Raw genomic sequence first — 16,961 nt, 5'->3', positions numbered from 1 at the left:
GGGGGCGAGCATCAGAAATGTTCCTCCGGGGCGTTTCTCGGCCATGGTGATAGCCGAATTCGACTGGTTATTCCAACCCGGTTGCGCTTAACGCGGGTGGGCGGACTGGTGTAGGCTCATGCCGGAAACGCCAGGGAATAACGAGAACATCGGAACACACGGGAAGCCAGATTGCCATGACCCAATTCAACGAATCCGAGCTCACTGAAGCCGTCGTTAAAAGCTTCGACAACACGCCGAATCCGCGCGCGAAATTCCTCCTGCAGGAACTGGTGAAGTCGCTTCACGATTACGTCAGCAAGACCAACCTCACCTTCGAGGAGTGGGACTATGCGATCGATTTCCTGACCCGCACCGGGCACAAATGCACCGACACCCGCCAGGAGTTCATCCTGCTGTCCGACGTGCTCGGCGTCTCCATGCTGGTCGACGCGGTCAACCATCGGGAGCGCGAGGGCGCAACCGAGACCACGGTGCTCGGCCCGTTCTATGTCGGCGAGCACAAGGTGACGCCGCACGGCACCGACATCTCGCCGCACAATCTGACCGGCGAGAAGATGTACGTCGCGAGCCGGGTGATGGATCTCAAGGGCAAGCCGCTCGCCGGCGTGCCGGTCGACGTCTGGCATGCCGACGATGACGGCCTCTACGATTCACAGAAGCCGGACTACGACAGCGTCGGCGCCTCGGCGCGGGCGCGCTTCATCACCGATAATGAGGGTCGCATCGCCTTCCGCACCATTTTGCCGTGCAGCTATCCGATCCCGACCGACGGCCCGGTCGGCGAGATGATCATGCAGACCAAGCGCCATCCGATGCGACCTGCGCATGTGCACTTCCTCGTCAACGCGAAAGGCTATGAGCCGCTGATCACCCATGTCTTCATCGGCGGCGACAAATATCTGGATTCCGACGTGGTGTTCGGCGTCAAGGACGAACTGGTGGCCAAGGTGGAGAAGCGCAGCGATGCGACGACGCCGGACGGCAAGTCCGTCACGGCGCCCTGGCATCTGATGACCTATGAATTCCACCTCAAGCCCGGTAGCGGACTGGCGCCAAAGCCGCTCGGGACGAAGGCCGCGGAACCGGCCTGACGGCTCGCCACTTGAGCGACGGGCCGGAGCCAAGCTCCGGCGTTCGTGCTGGCCTCACTTCGGCCCAGGCTTGGCTCCGTGCCCGCGAGCAATCGTTGAATGTTGGCGCGGTGGCGAACGATCACGTAGAGGCCGCCTGCGGGCCACGGGCTTCACTTCCAGGTTCTGGTTTCACGCCCCCATTGTTTATCGCCGACTTCGTTTGACCGCCATGGGGTCAAATCGGTGGAGCGCTCGGTCTTGCCTGCGTGATGGCGACACCGGAGATCGCGAGCAGCGCGCCGACGATCAAATTTGGGGTCATGCGGTCGCCAAGGAACAACACGCTCGACATCAACGCAAACACTGGAAGCAACAGACCGAAGGGTGCGACGCGGCCCATGGAGCAGCGCGCGATCAGCCAGAACCAAAGGCCAAACCCAACGATTCCTCCGATGAAGATCGTGTAGGCGAGCGCCAACCACCCGCGTTCATCCGCAGTGACAAGGCTCGTCAGTTGTCCGTATTCAAGGAGCAATGACATCAACAAGACCTGCGGCACCGTGAGCAGCGACGACCACCCCATCAGCATCAGGGCATCGAAAGGCCCGTAGCGTTTCGTCAGGACGTTGGACACCGCGAATGCGAAGGCTGCGGCGACCACAAGCAGCAGCGGCAGCGCGTTTGCCGACAGGCCGTGCTCCGTGGCCAGTACGACGACGCCGACGAATGCAATGACCACCCCGGCGGACGTGGTGAGAGACGGCCTCTCCGCGAGCAGCGGCCAGGCCAACAGGACGGTGAAGGGCGTGGTGAGTTGATAGGCGACGGCCGACATGCTTCCAGAGCCGAGCCCAAGACCGACATAGAACAGCCCGAAGTTCAGTCCGCCAAGGAAGAGCGAAATGGCTGCGATGGGACCGATCTGTTGACGCGTAGGCCTCTTGACGAAGGGAACAAGCAGCAGCGCGATGGCCAAAAAGCGCAATGCGAGGAAGAAGAGAGGCGGAAATTCCGTCACGCCCACCTTGATTGCCACGAACTGGTAACCCCAGAGCAAGGGAACAGCCACCGCGCAGACGATCTGGATGGCAGACATGATATGCTCCCTTTCAAGATCGATCAGTCTAAATATGGACGCGCCGATAGTGGAGGCGTCCGTGAGGTGTTTATCGAATGAAGCGGTCGAGCAGAGCGTCAGCAGTGGCTTGAGACGTGCCCCGTGCCGGTGCCGTCTTGCCGACCACGCGCAGCCCCTCGACGAAACAGACGAGAATCTTGGCAGCGCTCATGGGCTCGACGCCATCGGCCAGCCTGCTCGCCGCTTTCGCGCGGGAAAGGGCATCCGCAACCCTGGCCTCCATGGCCTTGAAGAAGCCCGCGACGCGCCGACCAACCTCGGCGTCCCGGCCGGCCAGCTCCATGGCTGTCGCCACCAACAGGCATCCGCGCCGGCCATTGGCGCCGCTCGTGCGCTCGACGTAGCCGGCAAGGTAGACGCGCAGGCCCTCGATCGGCTCTCTGCGGGGATCGAGTTCGATATTCATCCGTGCCATGGCATCGGCGATGTAGCGATCAAGCGCACGCAGGAAGAGCGAGTGCTTGTCGCCGAAAGCGGCGTAAAGGCTGCCCCGCGAGAGTTTTGTCGCACGAAGCAGGTCCGGGAGTGCCGTGGCGTGATAACCGCGCGACCAGAACACCCCCATCGCGCGTTCGACCGCGGCGTCCATGTCGAAACCTCGGGGGCGGCCACGGGGTAACTGCGCTGGGGTTTTGCGGCTCATCCTTATATATAGACCGATTGGTCCTGAAATCGCAAGTGACAGTTGCGGAGCCGCTTAGGACCCTACCGCGCGTGGAGCAGCGCGAGGAGGGCAACGACAGCGCAAGCGAGGAACGCCGAGGTTAGCTTCCAGAACAACAGCGGGCTGCGCTCCAGAAGGGGCGTGATCCGCGTGTTGAGATAGGCCGGGTTGGGAGTCCTGAGCTCGAAGACGAATTCGGACAGATCCTCGTGGCGCTTGTAGGGATCGGGGTGGAGCGCACGCCTGAGTGCGCCGTCGACCCACTGGGGAACGTTGCGGTCGTCGTCGGCCGGGCGATATTGCAGCCTACGCACATCCGACTTGCGCCGGATCTTTGCGACCTGCGCGCCGTAGGGAAGCTTGCCGGTCAGCATCTGGTAGCAGATGACGGCGAGCGAGAACATGTCGGAGCGCGGCGAGCCGCCTTCGCCGAGAAAGTATTCGGGCGCTGTGTATTGCACCGTGCCGAGAATTTCGCCGTCGCCCTGCGGCGCGGCCTCGGCGACGCCTGCGACCCGGACCGATCCGAAGTCGATGATCTTTGCGGTACCGGTCTTGTCGATCAGGATGTTGTCGGGCCTGAGGTCCTGATGCAGCATCTCCATGCGGTGGAATGCGCGCAAGCCGGCCGCGATCTGCTCGACCAGTCCGCGCACGGTTTCGAGATCGGGGCGGGGATTGTCGGTCATCCATTGCCGCAGCGTTTGCCCTTCGACGAATTCGGTCGCAACGTAGAGGTAGCCGCGCCGTCGCGACTGTGACAGCGGCTTTAGGACGTGCGGGCTGTCGATCCGGCGTGCGATCCACTCCTCCATCAGGAAGCGCTTCAGATAAGCGCGATTGTCGCGCAGATCGATCGACGGCAGCTTGAGCGCGACCGGCTCCTCGGTCTCGGTGTCGACGGCAAGATAGATGTGGCTGCGGCTGCTGGCGTGGACTTCGCGGACGATGCGGTAGCCGTCGAAGATCGCGCGCGGCTCGGGCAGGGGAGGCAGCGGCAGCTCGGAGGCCTGGTTGAAGATGCCGATCGGCTCGCGCTGCGGAACCGCGTCGATGCGCAGGATCTGGACGGTGATGTTGTCGTCGCTGCCGCGCCGGTAGGCCTCCTCGACGATGGCTTTTGCCGCGCCGTCGAGCTCGGCCGCGTGCTCGTTCAGCGCGCCGGTGACGAAGCGTGCGTCGACGAATTCATAGGCGCCGTCGGTGGCCAGGAAGAAGATGTCGCCGGCCTCGACCTCGAGACTCTGATAGTCGATCTCGAGTTGCGGATTGATGCCGAGCGCGCGGCCGAGATAGGTCTGCTCCGACGACACGATGATCCGGTGGTCGTCGGTCAACTGCTCCAGCGCCTTGCCGGATACGCGGTAGATGCGGCAATCGCCAACATGGAAGATGTGCGCGGTCGTGCCTTTGATGACCATGGCGGTCAGGGTGCAGACGTAACCCTTGTCGCGGTCATAGGCGTATTGGCTCTTGCGCGTCTGCGCGTGGAGCCAGGAATTGGTCGCGTCCAGCACGCGCCGGGCGGAGGTCTTGACCGTCCAGGCTTCCGACGTGCAGTAGTAATCCATCAGGAAGCTCTTGACCGCGGACTCGCTTGCGATCTGGCTCACCGTGCTGCTGGAGATGCCGTCGGCGAGGACGGCCGCGATGCCTTTCAGGCTGAGCTGCGGCTCGTCCGGAATCAGGACGCCATGGAAATCCTGGTTGATGGGCTTGCGACCCTTGTCGGAATGCTGGCCGACCGAAATCTCAAGTCCGCGCGTCATCTCATCACCAAGAGAAAGGGAGCCTCACCCTCATGGGCTGAGGCTCCCTTGTTGAGACGTGATCAGGCCGCGACGCGGGTCGGCGCAGCCTTGCCGGCCTGGCGCTTCGGCAGCGTCAGGATGTGCGTGGCGTAAAGCGTCATGCCGGTGAAGGCGAGGCCGCCGACGAGGTTGCCGAGCACGGTCGGGATCTCGTTCCAGATGAAGTAGTCCAGGATCGAGAATTTTCCGCCGAGCATCAATCCCGACGGGAACAGGAACATGTTCACGACGGAATGCTCGAACACCATGTAGAAGAAAACCAGGATCGGCATCCACATCGCGATGACCTTGCCAGGCACCGAGGTCGAGATCATGGCGCCGACGACGCCGGTCGAGACCATCCAGTTGCAGAGCATGCCGCGGAGGAACAGCGTCGCCATGCCGGCCGCACCATGCGCGGCATAGCCGAGCGTTCGGCCTTCACCGATGACTCCGATGGCGGTGCCGACCTTGTCGGGCGCCTGCGTGAAGCCGAAGGTGGTAACGAAGGCCATCATGAAGGCCACGGTGAACGCGCCGGCAAAATTGCCGACGAAGACGAGGCCCCAGTTGCGCAGCACGCCATTGAGGGTGACGCCCGGGCGCTTGTCGATCAAAGCGAGCGGCGCGAGCACGAACACGCCCGTCAGGAGGTCGAAGCCGAGCAGGTACAGCATGGAGAAGCCGACCGGAAACAGCAGCGCGCCGACCAGCGGCTGCCCGGTGTTCACGTTGATGGTGACGGCAAACCATGCGGCAAGCGCGAGGATGGCGCCGGCCATATAGGCGCGGATGACCGTATCCCGGGTGGACATGAAGATCTTGGATTCGCCCGCATCCACCATCTTGGTGACGAATTCCGAAGGCGCGAGATACGACATCAATGGTTCCTTTTGCTTCATAAGAGAGATCGGCACGCCCCTTCCGAGAGCGCGCGGCTGAACGTCGATGGCCGTGCGGACGGGCCTGCCGCGCACGAGGGCCTGGAGAGATTTGGAAGCCTTGGGAATCGCGTCACGAGGACTGAGCCGAGTAGGGCCGCGAAGCAGGTGAGCTTCCGGGTTGCGGCCGCCAGCGGCTGCAACAATGCGGCAAAACCGCAGTCGTCGTTGACGCCAGAAGAGATGCAAGCTGCGTGCCGGAGCGTGCGACGGGAAAAGTAAAGCAATATCAATGGCGTGCGATTCGCTCTGAGGGTCCGGCCGCGCGTAGGATGGCCTCTTGCTTAGTCGCGTGCTCAAGTTTTGTGCGCCGCACAAGAATTGAGCAGGTCGCAAATTTCGCGTGCGGTGCACACCTGCGGCAGGCTGGCGCAGTTCTCCCAAGCCTTTAATTCAGCAACGTTTTTCCCGTCGATCGATTTGGCACGAAGCTTGAATAGTTCCAGATCGACGCCATTGAAGCCGTCCCGCGAGACCTTTCATCCGACTTGTTGACGCCACCCAAGACGGGGGTTCCCCCCGTTGCGCGTCCGCATGCGCCAAAGGCGGCTTCACCCCGGACGGACGGCAGCTCGTGTGCACTGACGCAATCAAACGCAACGACGCAAAGGACGACACGACCTATGACCAAGCGCATTCGCCGGCCCTCGGATTCCGGCCTGACTCGCCGTCAATTGTTGAAGGCCACTGGCAGCACTGCCGCCCTTCTCGCCGCCGCAAAACTCAATTTCCCAGCCGGTGCATTCGCCCAGGACGCAGGTCCTGAGGTCAAGGGCGCCAAGCTCGGCTTCATCGCACTCAGCGATGCCGGCCCACTGTTCGTCGCCAAGGACAAGGGCCTGTTCGCCAAATACGGCATGCCTGACGTCGACGTGCAAAAGCAGGCGTCCTGGGGCACGACGCGCGACAATCTCGTGCTCGGCTCCGAAGGCAACGGCATCGATGGCGCGCACATCCTCACCCCGATGCCGTACCTGATCTCCGCCGGCAAGGTGACCCAGAACAACCAGCCGACGCCAATGTACATTCTGGCGCGGCTCAACCTCGACAGCCAGTGCATCTCGGTCGCCAGTGAATATGCCGACCTCAAGCTCGGTGTCGACGCATCGCCCTTCAAGGCAGCGCTGGAGAAGAAGAAGGCGTCTGGCAAGGCCGTGAAGGCCGCCATGACCTTCCCCGGCGGCACGCACGACCTCTGGCTCCGGTACTGGCTCGCCGCCGGCGGCATCGACCCGGACAAGGACATCGAGACCATCGTCGTGCCGCCGCCGCAGATGGTGGCCAACATGAAGGTCGGCACGATGGACTGCTTCTGCGTCGGCGAGCCCTGGAACCTCCAGCTCATCCACCAGAAGATCGGCTACACCGCGGTTACGACCGGCGAGCTCTGGAACAAGCATCCCGAAAAATCCTTCGGCATGCGTGCAGCCTTCGTCGACAAATATCCGAAGGCGGCGAAGGCACTGCTGATGGCGGTGCTCGAGGCGCAGCAATGGTCCGACAAGGCCGAGAACAAGGCCGAGCTCGCGGCCATCATGGGCAAGCGGCAGTGGATGAACTGCCCGGTCGAGGACGTGCTCGACCGGACCGCCGGAAAGTTCGACTACGGCATCCCCGGCAAGGTGGTCGAGAACTCGCCGCACATCATGAAGTACTGGCGCGACTTCGCCTCCTATCCGTTCCAGAGCCACGACCTCTGGTTCCTCACCGAGGATATCCGCTGGGGCAAGTACGAGCCCGGCTTCGACACCAAGGCGCTGATCGCCAAGGTTAACCGCGAGGATCTCTGGAAAGACGCGGCCAAGACGCTCGGCGTCGCGGCGGCCGAAATCCCGACCTCCACCTCGCGCGGCAAGGAGACCTTCTTCGACGGCAAGGTGTTCGATCCGGAGAATCCGGCCGCCTATCTGAAGTCGCTCGCGATCAAGCGCGTCGAAGTCTGATGGGCCCCGCGGCCGCCCAAGGGCGGCCGCATCCACATTTGAAGCCGGAGACAATTTTGATGAACATGCCCGTGAAGAAGATGGAAGCCGAAACCATTGCGCCTTCGGCCGGTCCTGCCGCCGCTGCGGTCGTCGCGATGACACCGAAGCGTCCGCCGCGCAGCGAAGCCTATGCCCGGATGGCGAAGGAGACGGCGGTGCGGGTCATCCCGCCGCTGGTCGTGATCGTGCTGTTGACGCTGATCTGGGAACTGGTCTGTCGTCGCGCTGGCTCGACGCTGCCGCCGCCGTCGAAAGTGTTCAATGACACCAGGGAGCTGATCTTCCATCCGTTCTTTGATAACGGCGGAATCGACAAGGGCCTGTTCTGGCATCTCTCCGCCAGTCTCCAGCGCGTCGCCTACGGCTATTCGATCGCGGCCATCGTCGGCATCGCGCTCGGCACGCTGGTCGGACAATCGGTCTGGGCGATGCGCGGGCTCGATCCGCTGTTCCAGGTGCTGCGTACCATCCCGCCGCTCGCCTGGCTGCCGTTGTCGCTGGCGGCGTTCCGCGACGGCCAGCCGTCGGCGATTTTCGTCATCTTCATCACCTCGGTGTGGCCGATCATCATCAACACCGCGGTCGGCATCCGCAACATCCCGCAGGACTATCGCAACGTCGCGGCCGTCGTGCAGCTCAATCCGCTGGAGTTCTTCTCCAAGATCATGATCCCGGCGGCGGCGCCCTACATCTTCACGGGGCTTCGCATCGGCATCGGCCTGTCCTGGCTCGCGATCGTCGCGGCAGAAATGCTGATCGGCGGCGTCGGCATCGGCTTCTTCATCTGGGACGCCTGGAACTCCTCGCATATCAGCGAGATCATCCTGGCGCTGTTCTACGTCGGCATCATCGGCTTCGTGCTCGACCGCCTGATCGCGGCGCTCGGCAAGTTCGTCACCCACGGCACCGCGCAGAGCTGAAGGAGCAGCACATGACCGCCTATCTGAAGCTCGACCACATCGACAAGACGTTTACCCGCGGCAATGCCACGACCGAGGTGCTCAAAGAGATCAACCTCACCATCGAGAAGGGCGAATACGTCTCGATCATCGGCCACTCCGGCTGCGGCAAGTCTACCCTGCTCAACATCATCGCAGGGCTGACCACCGCCACGACCGGCGGCGTGCTCCTGGAGAACCGCGAGGTCAACTCGCCGGGGCCGGACCGCGCCGTGGTGTTCCAGAACCACAGCCTCTTGCCGTGGCTCACGGTTTACGAAAACGTCAAGCTCGGCGTCGACAAGGTCTTTTCGAAGACCAAGACGAAGGCCGAGCGCGACGCCTGGGTCATGCACAATCTCAACCTCGTGCAGATGGCCCATGCCAAGGACAAGCGTCCCTCCGAAATCTCCGGCGGCATGAAGCAGCGCGTCGGCATCGCGCGTGCGCTCGCCATGGAGCCAAAGGTGCTGCTGCTCGACGAACCCTTCGGTGCGCTCGACGCGCTGACGCGCGCGCATCTGCAGGACTCCGTGATGGCGCTGCACCAGAAGCTCGGCAACACGATTCTGATGATCACCCACGACGTCGACGAAGCCGTGCTGCTGTCGGATCGCATCGTGATGATGACCAACGGTCCCTCCGCGCGTATCGGCGAGGTGCTGGACGTGCCGCTGGCCCGTCCGCGCAAGCGGCTCGAGCTCGCATCCAACGCTACCTATCTGAAGTGCCGGCAGCGCGTGCTCGAATTCCTCTACGAGCGTCATCGTTTCGTCGAGGCGGCATAATCCTAGCGAACGTCGTCCGGCGCTGCGAACCTCAGCGCCGGCGTTTCGACCAATGGTTTCGTCTTTTGCCGGATTAACGACAGGGAAGTCACGATGAACGCAGCAGAGATCAAACTGGTCCAGGATAGTTTTGCCAAGGTCGCGCCGATTTCGGAGCAGGCGGCCGTCATTTTCTACGATCGCCTGTTCGAGGTGGCGCCGTCCGTGAAGGCGATGTTTCCTGCCGATCTCACCGAACAGCGCAAGAAGCTGATGGCGACGCTCGCCGTCGTGGTCGGCGGTCTCTCCAATCTCGAAACGGTCCTTCCCGCCGCAAGCGCGCTCGCCAAGCGTCACGTCGCCTATGGTGCGAAGCCCGAGCATTATCCGGTGGTCGGCTCGACATTGCTGTGGACGCTCGAAAAGGGTCTGGGCGATGCCTGGACACCCGAGGTCGCCTCCGCTTGGACCGCAGCCTACGGCGTGCTCTCCAACTTCATGATCACCGAAGCCTATGGCCGGCCGCAGGCCGCCGAGTAAATCGCGCTTCAATCTTCGACGCGCTTCAACGTTGCGAAGCGATCGCGCCGCGTGACGTCAACGCATCGTTAACGATTGCAGTCGCGCCCAAATAAACGACATGCCGCTCAATCTTTGTGCGTCGCACAAGGATTGAGCGAATCGCAAATTTTGCGTGCGAATTAGGCCTGCGAAAAAATCAGGCGGTGCCAATAACGCACTGAAATCCCATTATTTCTCGATCGCGCGCAACTGGCACAGAACTTGAAGCGTCCTTTGCGACGCCAACGACGACGTCCCTCAACATCATCAATCAGCATCGTGAACTCGCCACCGGGGATCGAGCCTCGGAGCGCGCCTCCTTGCCTGGAGGCAGAGCCTGCAACGACGCAGCGGTGAGACCAAAAGGGATTACTCAATGTCGACGAACCCGAAGTGGATTTCCGATTGGCGCCCCGAAGACGAGGCGTTCTGGAATGCGACCGGCAAGACGGTCGCGCGACGCAATTTGATCTGGTCGATCGTGGCCGAACATATCGGCTTTTCGGTCTGGCTGATCTGGAGCATCGTCACGACCAAGCTGCCGCAGGCAGGCTTTCACTACACGACCGACCAGCTCTTCCAGCTCGTTGCCGTGCCGGGTCTGATTGGCGCGCTGATGCGCTTCCCCTACACGTTCGCGGTGACGACCTTCGGCGGCCGCAACTGGACCATCTTCAGCGCGGCCATCCTGTTCATCCCGACGCTGTCGCTTGCCTATTTCGTGAGCCAGCCGGACACGCCGTTCTGGCTGATGCTGCTTGTCGCCTCGACCGCCGGCCTCGGCGGCGGCAACTTCGCCTCCAGCATGACCAACATCTCCTTTTTCTTCCCTGACCGGATGAAGGGGTGGGCGCTGGGCTTGAATGCCGCCGGCGGCAACATCGGTGTTTCGAGCGTGCAGTTGCTGACGCCGATCCTGATGTCGCTCGCGGTCATCAACCTGTTCCAGGCATCGCCGGTCGACGGTGTTTACCTGCAGAACGCCGGCCTGATGTGGGTGCTGCCGATCGCAATCGCGGTGTTCGGCGCGGTGTTCTTCATGAACAACCTGACCTCGGCAAAATCGTCGGTGAAGAACCAGCTCGCAATCGTCAAGCGCAAGCACACCTGGATCATGGCCTATATCTATATCGGCACGTTCGGATCCTTCATCGGCTACTCCGCGGCGTTTCCGCTGCTGATCAAGACCCAGTTCCCGCAGATGACGATCGCGATCGCGTTCCTCGGGCCGCTGGTCGGTTCGCTGGCGCGGCCCTTCGGCGGCTGGCTCGCCGACAAGGTCGGTGGCTCCATCATCACGTTCTGGAATTTCATCGTGATGGCGGGCGCGACGATCGGCGTCCTCTACTTCGTCGGCAACAAGGACTTCACCGGCTTCCTCGCGATGTTCCTGATCCTGTTCGTGACGACGGGCATCGGCAACGGTTCGACCTACCGGATGATCCCCTCGATCTTCCGCGAGGAGAACCTGTTCAAGGTACGCGGCAAGGGCGACGCGGCTCGCGCGGGCGCATTGAAGACCGCGAGCATCGAGAGCGGCGCGGCGGTGGGTTTCATCGGCGCGGTCGGTGCGGTCGGCGGCTATCTGATCCCGACCGGCTTCGGCAAGTCGATCGCGCTCACCGGCGGTCCGCAGCTCGCGCTCGCGATCTACCTCATCTTCTACGCGTCCTGTCTCGGACTGACCTGGTGGTTCTATCTGCGCCGCAGCCCGCAGGGCGAAGGCGCGGGCAGCCTCGCCGAGGCGCGTGTTTAGAGCATGATCCGGAAAAGTGTGCAGCGGTTTTCCAAGATCATGCTCAGTCAATAGAGGATTGGTACGAATCTCGCTTCTCCCCGTACGCGGGGAGAAGCACCTCCCACCGGATTTGAGAAGAACAGAGGACTTCCATGAGCGAACCGCTCGTCATTGTCGGTAACGGGATGGCTGCTGCCCGCCTGGTCGACGAACTCGCCAAGACCGCGCTCGGCCGCTACGCCGTGGCCGTGATCGGCGACGAGCCGCGGCTGGCCTATAACCGCGTGCTGCTCTCCTCGGTTCTCGCCGGCGAAACCGGCTCGCACGAGATCGAGCTCCGGCCGCAGAGCTGGTGGCGCGATCGCGGCGTCACCGTGCGCTATGGCTACCGCGCGACCGAGATCGATGTCGGCCGCCGCGAGCTGAAGATCGCGGGAGAGGAGAGCATGGAATATTCCAAGCTCGTGCTCGCCACCGGCTCGACCGCGCTCAGGCTCAACGTGCCCGGCAACGATCTCGCCGGCGTCCACACCTTTCGCGATACGCGTGATGTCGACCTGCTGCTCTCGCTCGCCGCGGCGAGGAAGCGCGTGGTCGTCGTCGGCGGCGGCTTGCTGGGCCTCGAGGCCGCCTATGGTCTCGCCAAGGCCGGCGCACCGGTGACGCTGGTGCATCTGATGGACCGCCTGATGGAGCGCCAGCTCGACGGTCCCGCGGCCGAGCTGCTCAAGACGCTGGTCGAGCGCAAGGGTATCCGCGTTCTCCTCAACGCCTCGACCGCGCGCATCCATGGCGACGGCCAGGTCGAGGCCGTCGAACTTGCCGACGGCAGCCGGCTCGAGGCCGACGCGGTGATCTTTGCCGCGGGCATCCGGCCGAACGTGACGCTGGCGCAGGAGGCGGGCATTGCCGTCAACCGCGGCATCGTCGTCAACGACGTGATGCAGACGAGCTCACCGGACATCTTTGCGCTCGGCGAGTGTGCCGAGCATCGCGGCATCTGCTACGGCCTGGTCGAGCCGGCCTATGAGCAGGGGCGGGTGCTGGCGCGGCATCTCGCTGGCCGTCCCGCCGCCTATCAGGGCAGCGTGGTCGCGACCAATCTGAAGGTTTCGGGCGTCAGCGTGTTCTCCGCCGGCGATTTCATCGGCGGCGAGGGCAGCGAGAGCCTCGTGTTGTCGGATGTCAGGCGCGGCACCTACAAGAAGCTCGTCATCGCCGACGGCCGGCTCACCGGCGCGGTGCTGATCGGCGATACCGTCGATGCGCTCTGGTACCTCGAACTGATCCGCGCCCGCGAAAAGATCGCCGCGATCCGCACCGACATGATGTTCGGCCGCTCGCTCGCGCTGCCGCCGAAAGCGGCTTGATGGGAATGGCCCGAATGACTGCGATCGACCCGACGCTCCGCACCACCAAGACGACGTGCCCCTATTGCGGCGTCGGCTGCGGCGTGCTCGCAACACCCGACGGTAGCGGCGGCGCGGCGATCGCGGGTGATCCCGAGCATCCCGCAAACTTCGGCCGGCTCTGCTCCAAGGGGTCGGCGCTCGGCGAGACCGTGGGGCTCGAGGGCCGGCTGTTGCATCCGATGATCCGTTGCAAGGGCACGCTGGAGCGCGTTGCCTGGAGCGATGCGCTCGACCATGTCGCCCATCGCATGCAGCACATCGTGGCGCGCGACGGCGCCGATGCGGTCGCGTTCTATCTCTCAGGCCAGTTGCTCACCGAAGATTATTACGTCGCCAACAAGCTGATGAAGGGATTTATCGGCACGGCGAATGTCGACACCAATTCGCGGCTCTGCATGGCGTCGTCCGTGGCCGGCCATCGCCGCGCCTTCGGTGCCGACACCGTGCCGGGCTGTTACGAGGATCTCGATCAGGCCGATCTCCTGGTGCTGGTCGGTTCGAATGCCGCCTGGTGCCATCCGATCCTGTTTCAGCGCATGCGCAAGAACAAGGAGGAGCGCGGCGCGCGCATCATCGTCATCGATCCCCGCCGCACCGACACCGCAAGCGACATCGATCTCTTTCTGGGCGTGAAGCCCGGCACGGATACCGCGCTGTTCTCCGGCCTGCTCGTCCATCTCGCCGACAGCGGTGCGCTTGACAAGGATTACATCGAGAAGAACACCTCCGGCTTCGACGCGGCGCTGGCGCGTGCGCGCAGCATCGCCGGCAGCGTCGCTGCGACTGCGCTCGGCACCGGGCTCACCGAGCAGGATGTGGCGACCTTCTTCCAGATGTTCCGCGACACCGAACGGACGGTCACGCTGTACTCGCAGGGCGTCAACCAGTCGGCGCAGGGCACCGACAAGGTCAACGCCATCCTCAACTGCCATCTCGCGACCGGGCGGATGGGCAAGCTCGGGGCTTCGCCGTTCTCGCTCACCGGCCAGCCCAATGCGATGGGCGGGCGCGAGGTCGGCGGGCTCGCCAACCAGCTTGCCGCGCACATGATGTTCACGCCGCCCGAGATCGATCGTGTCAGGCGGTTCTGGAAGGCGCCGCGCATCGCCACCCATGAGGGGTTGAAGGCGGTGCAGATGTTCGAGGCGATCAACCGCGGCGAGATCAAGGCGCTGTGGGTGATGGGCACCAACCCGGCGGTGTCGCTGCCCGATGCCGACGTCGTTCGTGAGGCGCTGAAGAAGCTCGAGCTGTTCGTGGTGTCCGAGAACGTGCTCTCCAATGACACCGTCGATGCCGGAGTGCATGTGCTGCTGCCGGCGCTCGCCTGGGGCGAAAAGTCCGGCACGGTGACCAATTCCGAGCGCCGCATCTCGCGCCAGCGCTCGTTCCTGCCGGCGCCGGGCGAGGCGCGGCCGGATTGGTGGATCATGGGCGAGGTCGCCAAGCGGCTCGGCTTCGGCGAGAGCTTCAACTACAAATCGGCCGCCGAGATCTTTCGCGAGCACGCCGCGCTCTCTGCGTTCGAAAACAACGGCAGCCGCGATTTCGACATCGGCGCACTGACGTCGATCTCCGACGAGGCCTTTGATGCGCTCACGCCCGTGCAATGGCCGGCGCGCGAGGGGCAGGCGCCCGGCGAGCGCTTCTTTGCGCAAGGCGGCTTCTTCACGCCCGACGGCAAGGGCCGCTTCATCGCGCCGGAGGTGCCGGCGCTGAAGAGCGAGACGACGGCGTCGCGGCCGCTGCGGCTCAACACCGGCCGCATCCGCGACCAATGGCACACCATGACGCGTACCGGTCTCAGCCAGCGGCTGGGCGCGCATCTGCCCGAGCCCTTCGTCGAGATCCACCCGGATGATGCCAACAAATACGGCGTCACCGACGACAGCTTTGCCCGCGTCACCACCGATTACGGCCAGTGCATTCTCAAGGTCGTCGTCAGCGACCGCGCTCAGCGCGGCACACTGTTTGCGCCGATCCACTGGAGCGAGATGAACACCTCGCACGGCCGCGTCGGCGCCCTGGTGCAGCCGTTCTGCGATCCGTTCTCCGGTCAGCCGGAAATGAAGGCGACACGGGCGTCGATTGCGCCATACGAATACGTCTTCCGGGGCTTCGCGCTCTCGCGCAAGCAGCTCGCATTGCCCGCGCATCTCTGGTGGAGTCGCGTGACCGTTGCCGGCGGCTTCGGCTATCTGTTCGCGGACAATGCCGACCTCGCGCGCTGGCCGGCCTGGCTCGACCCGATCGCCGGCGAGGATTTTGCCGAGTACCGCGATTTCGGTGGCGGCGTCTATCGCGCGGCATCGTTCGTCGGCGAGCGCATCGAGACCTGCCTGTTCGTCGGCCCCGCGCATGACGCCGGCGACTGGGAAGTGGTCAAGTCGATGTTCGCCGCCGACAGCGTTAGCGACGAGCAGCGCCGCTTGTTGCTCTCGGGCAAATCCACCGAGGGCGTCGCCTCGACCGGCCCGGTGGTCTGCGCCTGTTTCGGCGTCGGCCGTACCACGATCTGCGACACCATCGCAGCCGGCGCGAGGACCGCGGCCGAGATCGGCGCAAAACTCAAGGCCGGCACCAATTGCGGCTCCTGCATTCCCGAGCTGAAGCGTCTGATTGCTGATACGAGCAGCGTTGCCGTGAAGGAAGAAAAGTTCGCGGGCGCGGCGAGCTAAGCCCAACTGTCTCCAGTCGTCATTGCGAGCGCAGCGAAGCAATCCAGAGTCTTTCCGCGGAGACAGTCTGGATTGCTTCGCTGCGCTCGCAATGACGGAGGTTGCTGGGGCGCCATGCCGCTCAGCCGTCGTCCTGGCTTGCCACCACGGCTGAATGCCATCTGCCCCAATCGACGGCAGGGGCATTGTCGCCTATGCTGGCGTCCCACCGCCAGCAAGCATAACAACCATGATGTACCTGGAAACGCCGCCGCGTCTGATTCCGACGACGATCTTCTCCGCCATGCCCGAAGAGTTCCGCCGCAGGGGCGTACGCTCCGATTGGGCGGATGCCAACCGGCCGGGCGTGCCGACCGACAGTTTCATCGAAGGGCCATCCTTCGATGCGGAGGGAAATCTCTACATTGTCGACATTCCTTTCGGTCGCATTTTCCGCATCGCGCCCGACGGCGCGTGGTCGCGGGTGATCGAATATGAGGGATGGCCGAACGGGCTGAAGATCGCGAAGGACGGCCGCATCCTCGTTGCCGACTACATGCACGGCATCATGGAGCTCGACGCGAAGGCTGGTCGCATCACGCCGGTGCTGACCGCACGCAATTCAGAGTCGTTCAGGGGATGCAACGATCTGCATCTGGCCTCGAATGGCGACATCTATTTCACCGACCAGGGCCAGACCGGCCTTCATGATCCGAGCGGTCGCGTCTATCGGTTGGCGCCGAACGGCCGACTCGATTGCCTGATCGACACCGGCATCAGCCCCAACGGCCTCGTGCTCGATCCGACCGAGAGCGTGCTGTTCGTCGCGATGACGCGCGACAACGCGGTGTGGCGCCTGCCGTTCATGAAGGACGGCAGCGTCTCAAAAGTCGGCCGGTTCTGCTCGCTGTTCGGCACCAGCGGACCTGACGGCATGACCATGGACGCCGCGGGGCGTCTGTTCGTTGGGCATGCCTCGCTCGGCCATGTCTTCGTGTTCGCGCCGAATGGGGAAATGATTGCACGGATCAAGTCGTGTGCGGGGCCGAATTGCACGAACGTTGCCATCGGTGGCGCAACCAAGGATCGTCTCTACATCACGGAGTCCGCGACCGGCAGCGTGCTGGTCGCCGATATCAGTGAACTCTAACCTTCGCCTCTCCCCGCTTGCGGGGAGAGGCGAAGGTTGCATCGAAGATGCAATCCGGGTGAGGGGGACTTTCCGCGAGTCCAACTCTCACCATATGTTGGGACGCAGCCCCTCACCCCAACCCTCTCCCCGTAAGAACGGGGA

The 16,961-nt window shown here is 63.6% G+C and carries 13 protein-coding genes and 1 pseudogene; 9 read left to right on the top strand and 5 right to left on the bottom strand.

The genetic code is table 11. The features are described 5' to 3' along the window. Positions 1–176 precede the first annotated feature (176 nt). Entirely contained in the window at positions 177–1,094 is a 918-nt protein-coding gene (locus tag C2U70_RS31365) for a dioxygenase (RefSeq protein WP_140982500.1), read from the top strand. Positions 1,095–1,153: 59 nt separating this feature from the next. Here C2U70_RS31365 and C2U70_RS33615 read toward each other — a convergent pair. From C2U70_RS33615 to C2U70_RS31340, 5 genes and pseudogenes are all read right to left on the bottom strand, one after another. Beyond that, positions 1,154–1,234: pseudogene (locus C2U70_RS33615) on the bottom strand (glycerol-3-phosphate 1-O-acyltransferase PlsY); the annotation flags it as partial. A gap of 77 nt (positions 1,235–1,311) precedes the next feature. Next, on the bottom strand, positions 1,312–2,172 hold the full coding sequence (locus C2U70_RS31355) for a DMT family transporter (protein ID WP_140982499.1): 861 nt from the start codon (positions 2,170–2,172) through the stop codon (positions 1,312–1,314). A gap of 70 nt (positions 2,173–2,242) precedes the next feature. Continuing rightward, positions 2,243–2,803 (bottom strand): TetR/AcrR family transcriptional regulator, encoded by a 561-nt coding sequence (locus C2U70_RS31350; RefSeq protein ID WP_246666913.1) that lies wholly within the window; start codon positions 2,801–2,803, stop codon positions 2,243–2,245. A gap of 116 nt (positions 2,804–2,919) precedes the next feature. Continuing rightward, positions 2,920–4,647: a bifunctional protein-serine/threonine kinase/phosphatase gene (locus tag C2U70_RS31345; protein ID WP_140982497.1), complete on the bottom strand. Its 1,728-nt coding sequence runs from the start codon at positions 4,645–4,647 to the stop codon at positions 2,920–2,922. 62 nt (positions 4,648–4,709) lie between these two features. Continuing rightward, entirely contained in the window at positions 4,710–5,549 is an 840-nt protein-coding gene (locus C2U70_RS31340; RefSeq protein WP_186294584.1) for a formate/nitrite transporter family protein, read from the bottom strand. Between the two features lie 683 nt (positions 5,550–6,232). On the opposite strand from C2U70_RS31340, the gene C2U70_RS31335 reads away from it, so the two are divergent. From C2U70_RS31335 to C2U70_RS31300, 8 genes are all read left to right on the top strand, one after another. Continuing rightward, positions 6,233–7,552 carry a CmpA/NrtA family ABC transporter substrate-binding protein gene (locus C2U70_RS31335; protein ID WP_140982495.1) on the top strand — a complete coding sequence of 440 codons (1,320 nt, stop codon included), beginning with the start codon at positions 6,233–6,235 and terminating at the stop codon, positions 7,550–7,552. A gap of 59 nt (positions 7,553–7,611) precedes the next feature. Then, positions 7,612–8,514 carry a nitrate ABC transporter permease gene (gene ntrB / locus C2U70_RS31330; RefSeq protein ID WP_140982494.1) on the top strand — a complete coding sequence of 301 codons (903 nt, stop codon included), beginning with the start codon at positions 7,612–7,614 and terminating at the stop codon, positions 8,512–8,514. Between the two features lie 11 nt (positions 8,515–8,525). Continuing rightward, on the top strand, positions 8,526–9,320 hold the full coding sequence (locus tag C2U70_RS31325) for an ABC transporter ATP-binding protein (protein WP_140982493.1): 795 nt from the start codon (positions 8,526–8,528) through the stop codon (positions 9,318–9,320). 93 nt (positions 9,321–9,413) lie between these two features. After that, the gene (locus C2U70_RS31320) at positions 9,414–9,839 is read left to right on the top strand and encodes a globin family protein (RefSeq protein ID WP_140982492.1); all 426 of its coding nucleotides are present in this window, start codon (positions 9,414–9,416) and stop codon (positions 9,837–9,839) included. Between the two features lie 397 nt (positions 9,840–10,236). Beyond that, positions 10,237–11,616, top strand: coding sequence for an MFS transporter (locus C2U70_RS31315; RefSeq protein ID WP_140982491.1), 1,380 nt, complete (start codon positions 10,237–10,239; stop codon positions 11,614–11,616). Positions 11,617–11,750: 134 nt separating this feature from the next. Continuing rightward, positions 11,751–12,968 (top strand): NAD(P)/FAD-dependent oxidoreductase, encoded by a 1,218-nt coding sequence (locus C2U70_RS31310; RefSeq protein ID WP_140982490.1) that lies wholly within the window; start codon positions 11,751–11,753, stop codon positions 12,966–12,968. Positions 12,969–12,982: 14 nt separating this feature from the next. Then, positions 12,983–15,688, top strand: a complete 2,706-nt coding sequence (locus C2U70_RS31305) for a nitrate reductase (RefSeq protein ID WP_140982489.1) — start codon at positions 12,983–12,985, stop codon at positions 15,686–15,688. Between the two features lie 232 nt (positions 15,689–15,920). Continuing rightward, a complete protein-coding gene (locus C2U70_RS31300) occupies positions 15,921–16,817 on the top strand; it encodes an SMP-30/gluconolactonase/LRE family protein (RefSeq protein WP_140982501.1) in 897 nt (298 codons plus the stop codon). Positions 16,818–16,961 lie beyond the last annotated feature (144 nt).

Origin of the sequence: Bradyrhizobium guangdongense (genome assembly GCF_006483445.1) — a bacterium.
Classification (GTDB): domain Bacteria; phylum Pseudomonadota; class Alphaproteobacteria; order Rhizobiales; family Xanthobacteraceae; genus Bradyrhizobium; species Bradyrhizobium guangdongense_A.
Note: the sequence above shows the minus strand (reverse complement) of the source record. Positions and strands in the feature narration are given on the sequence as shown.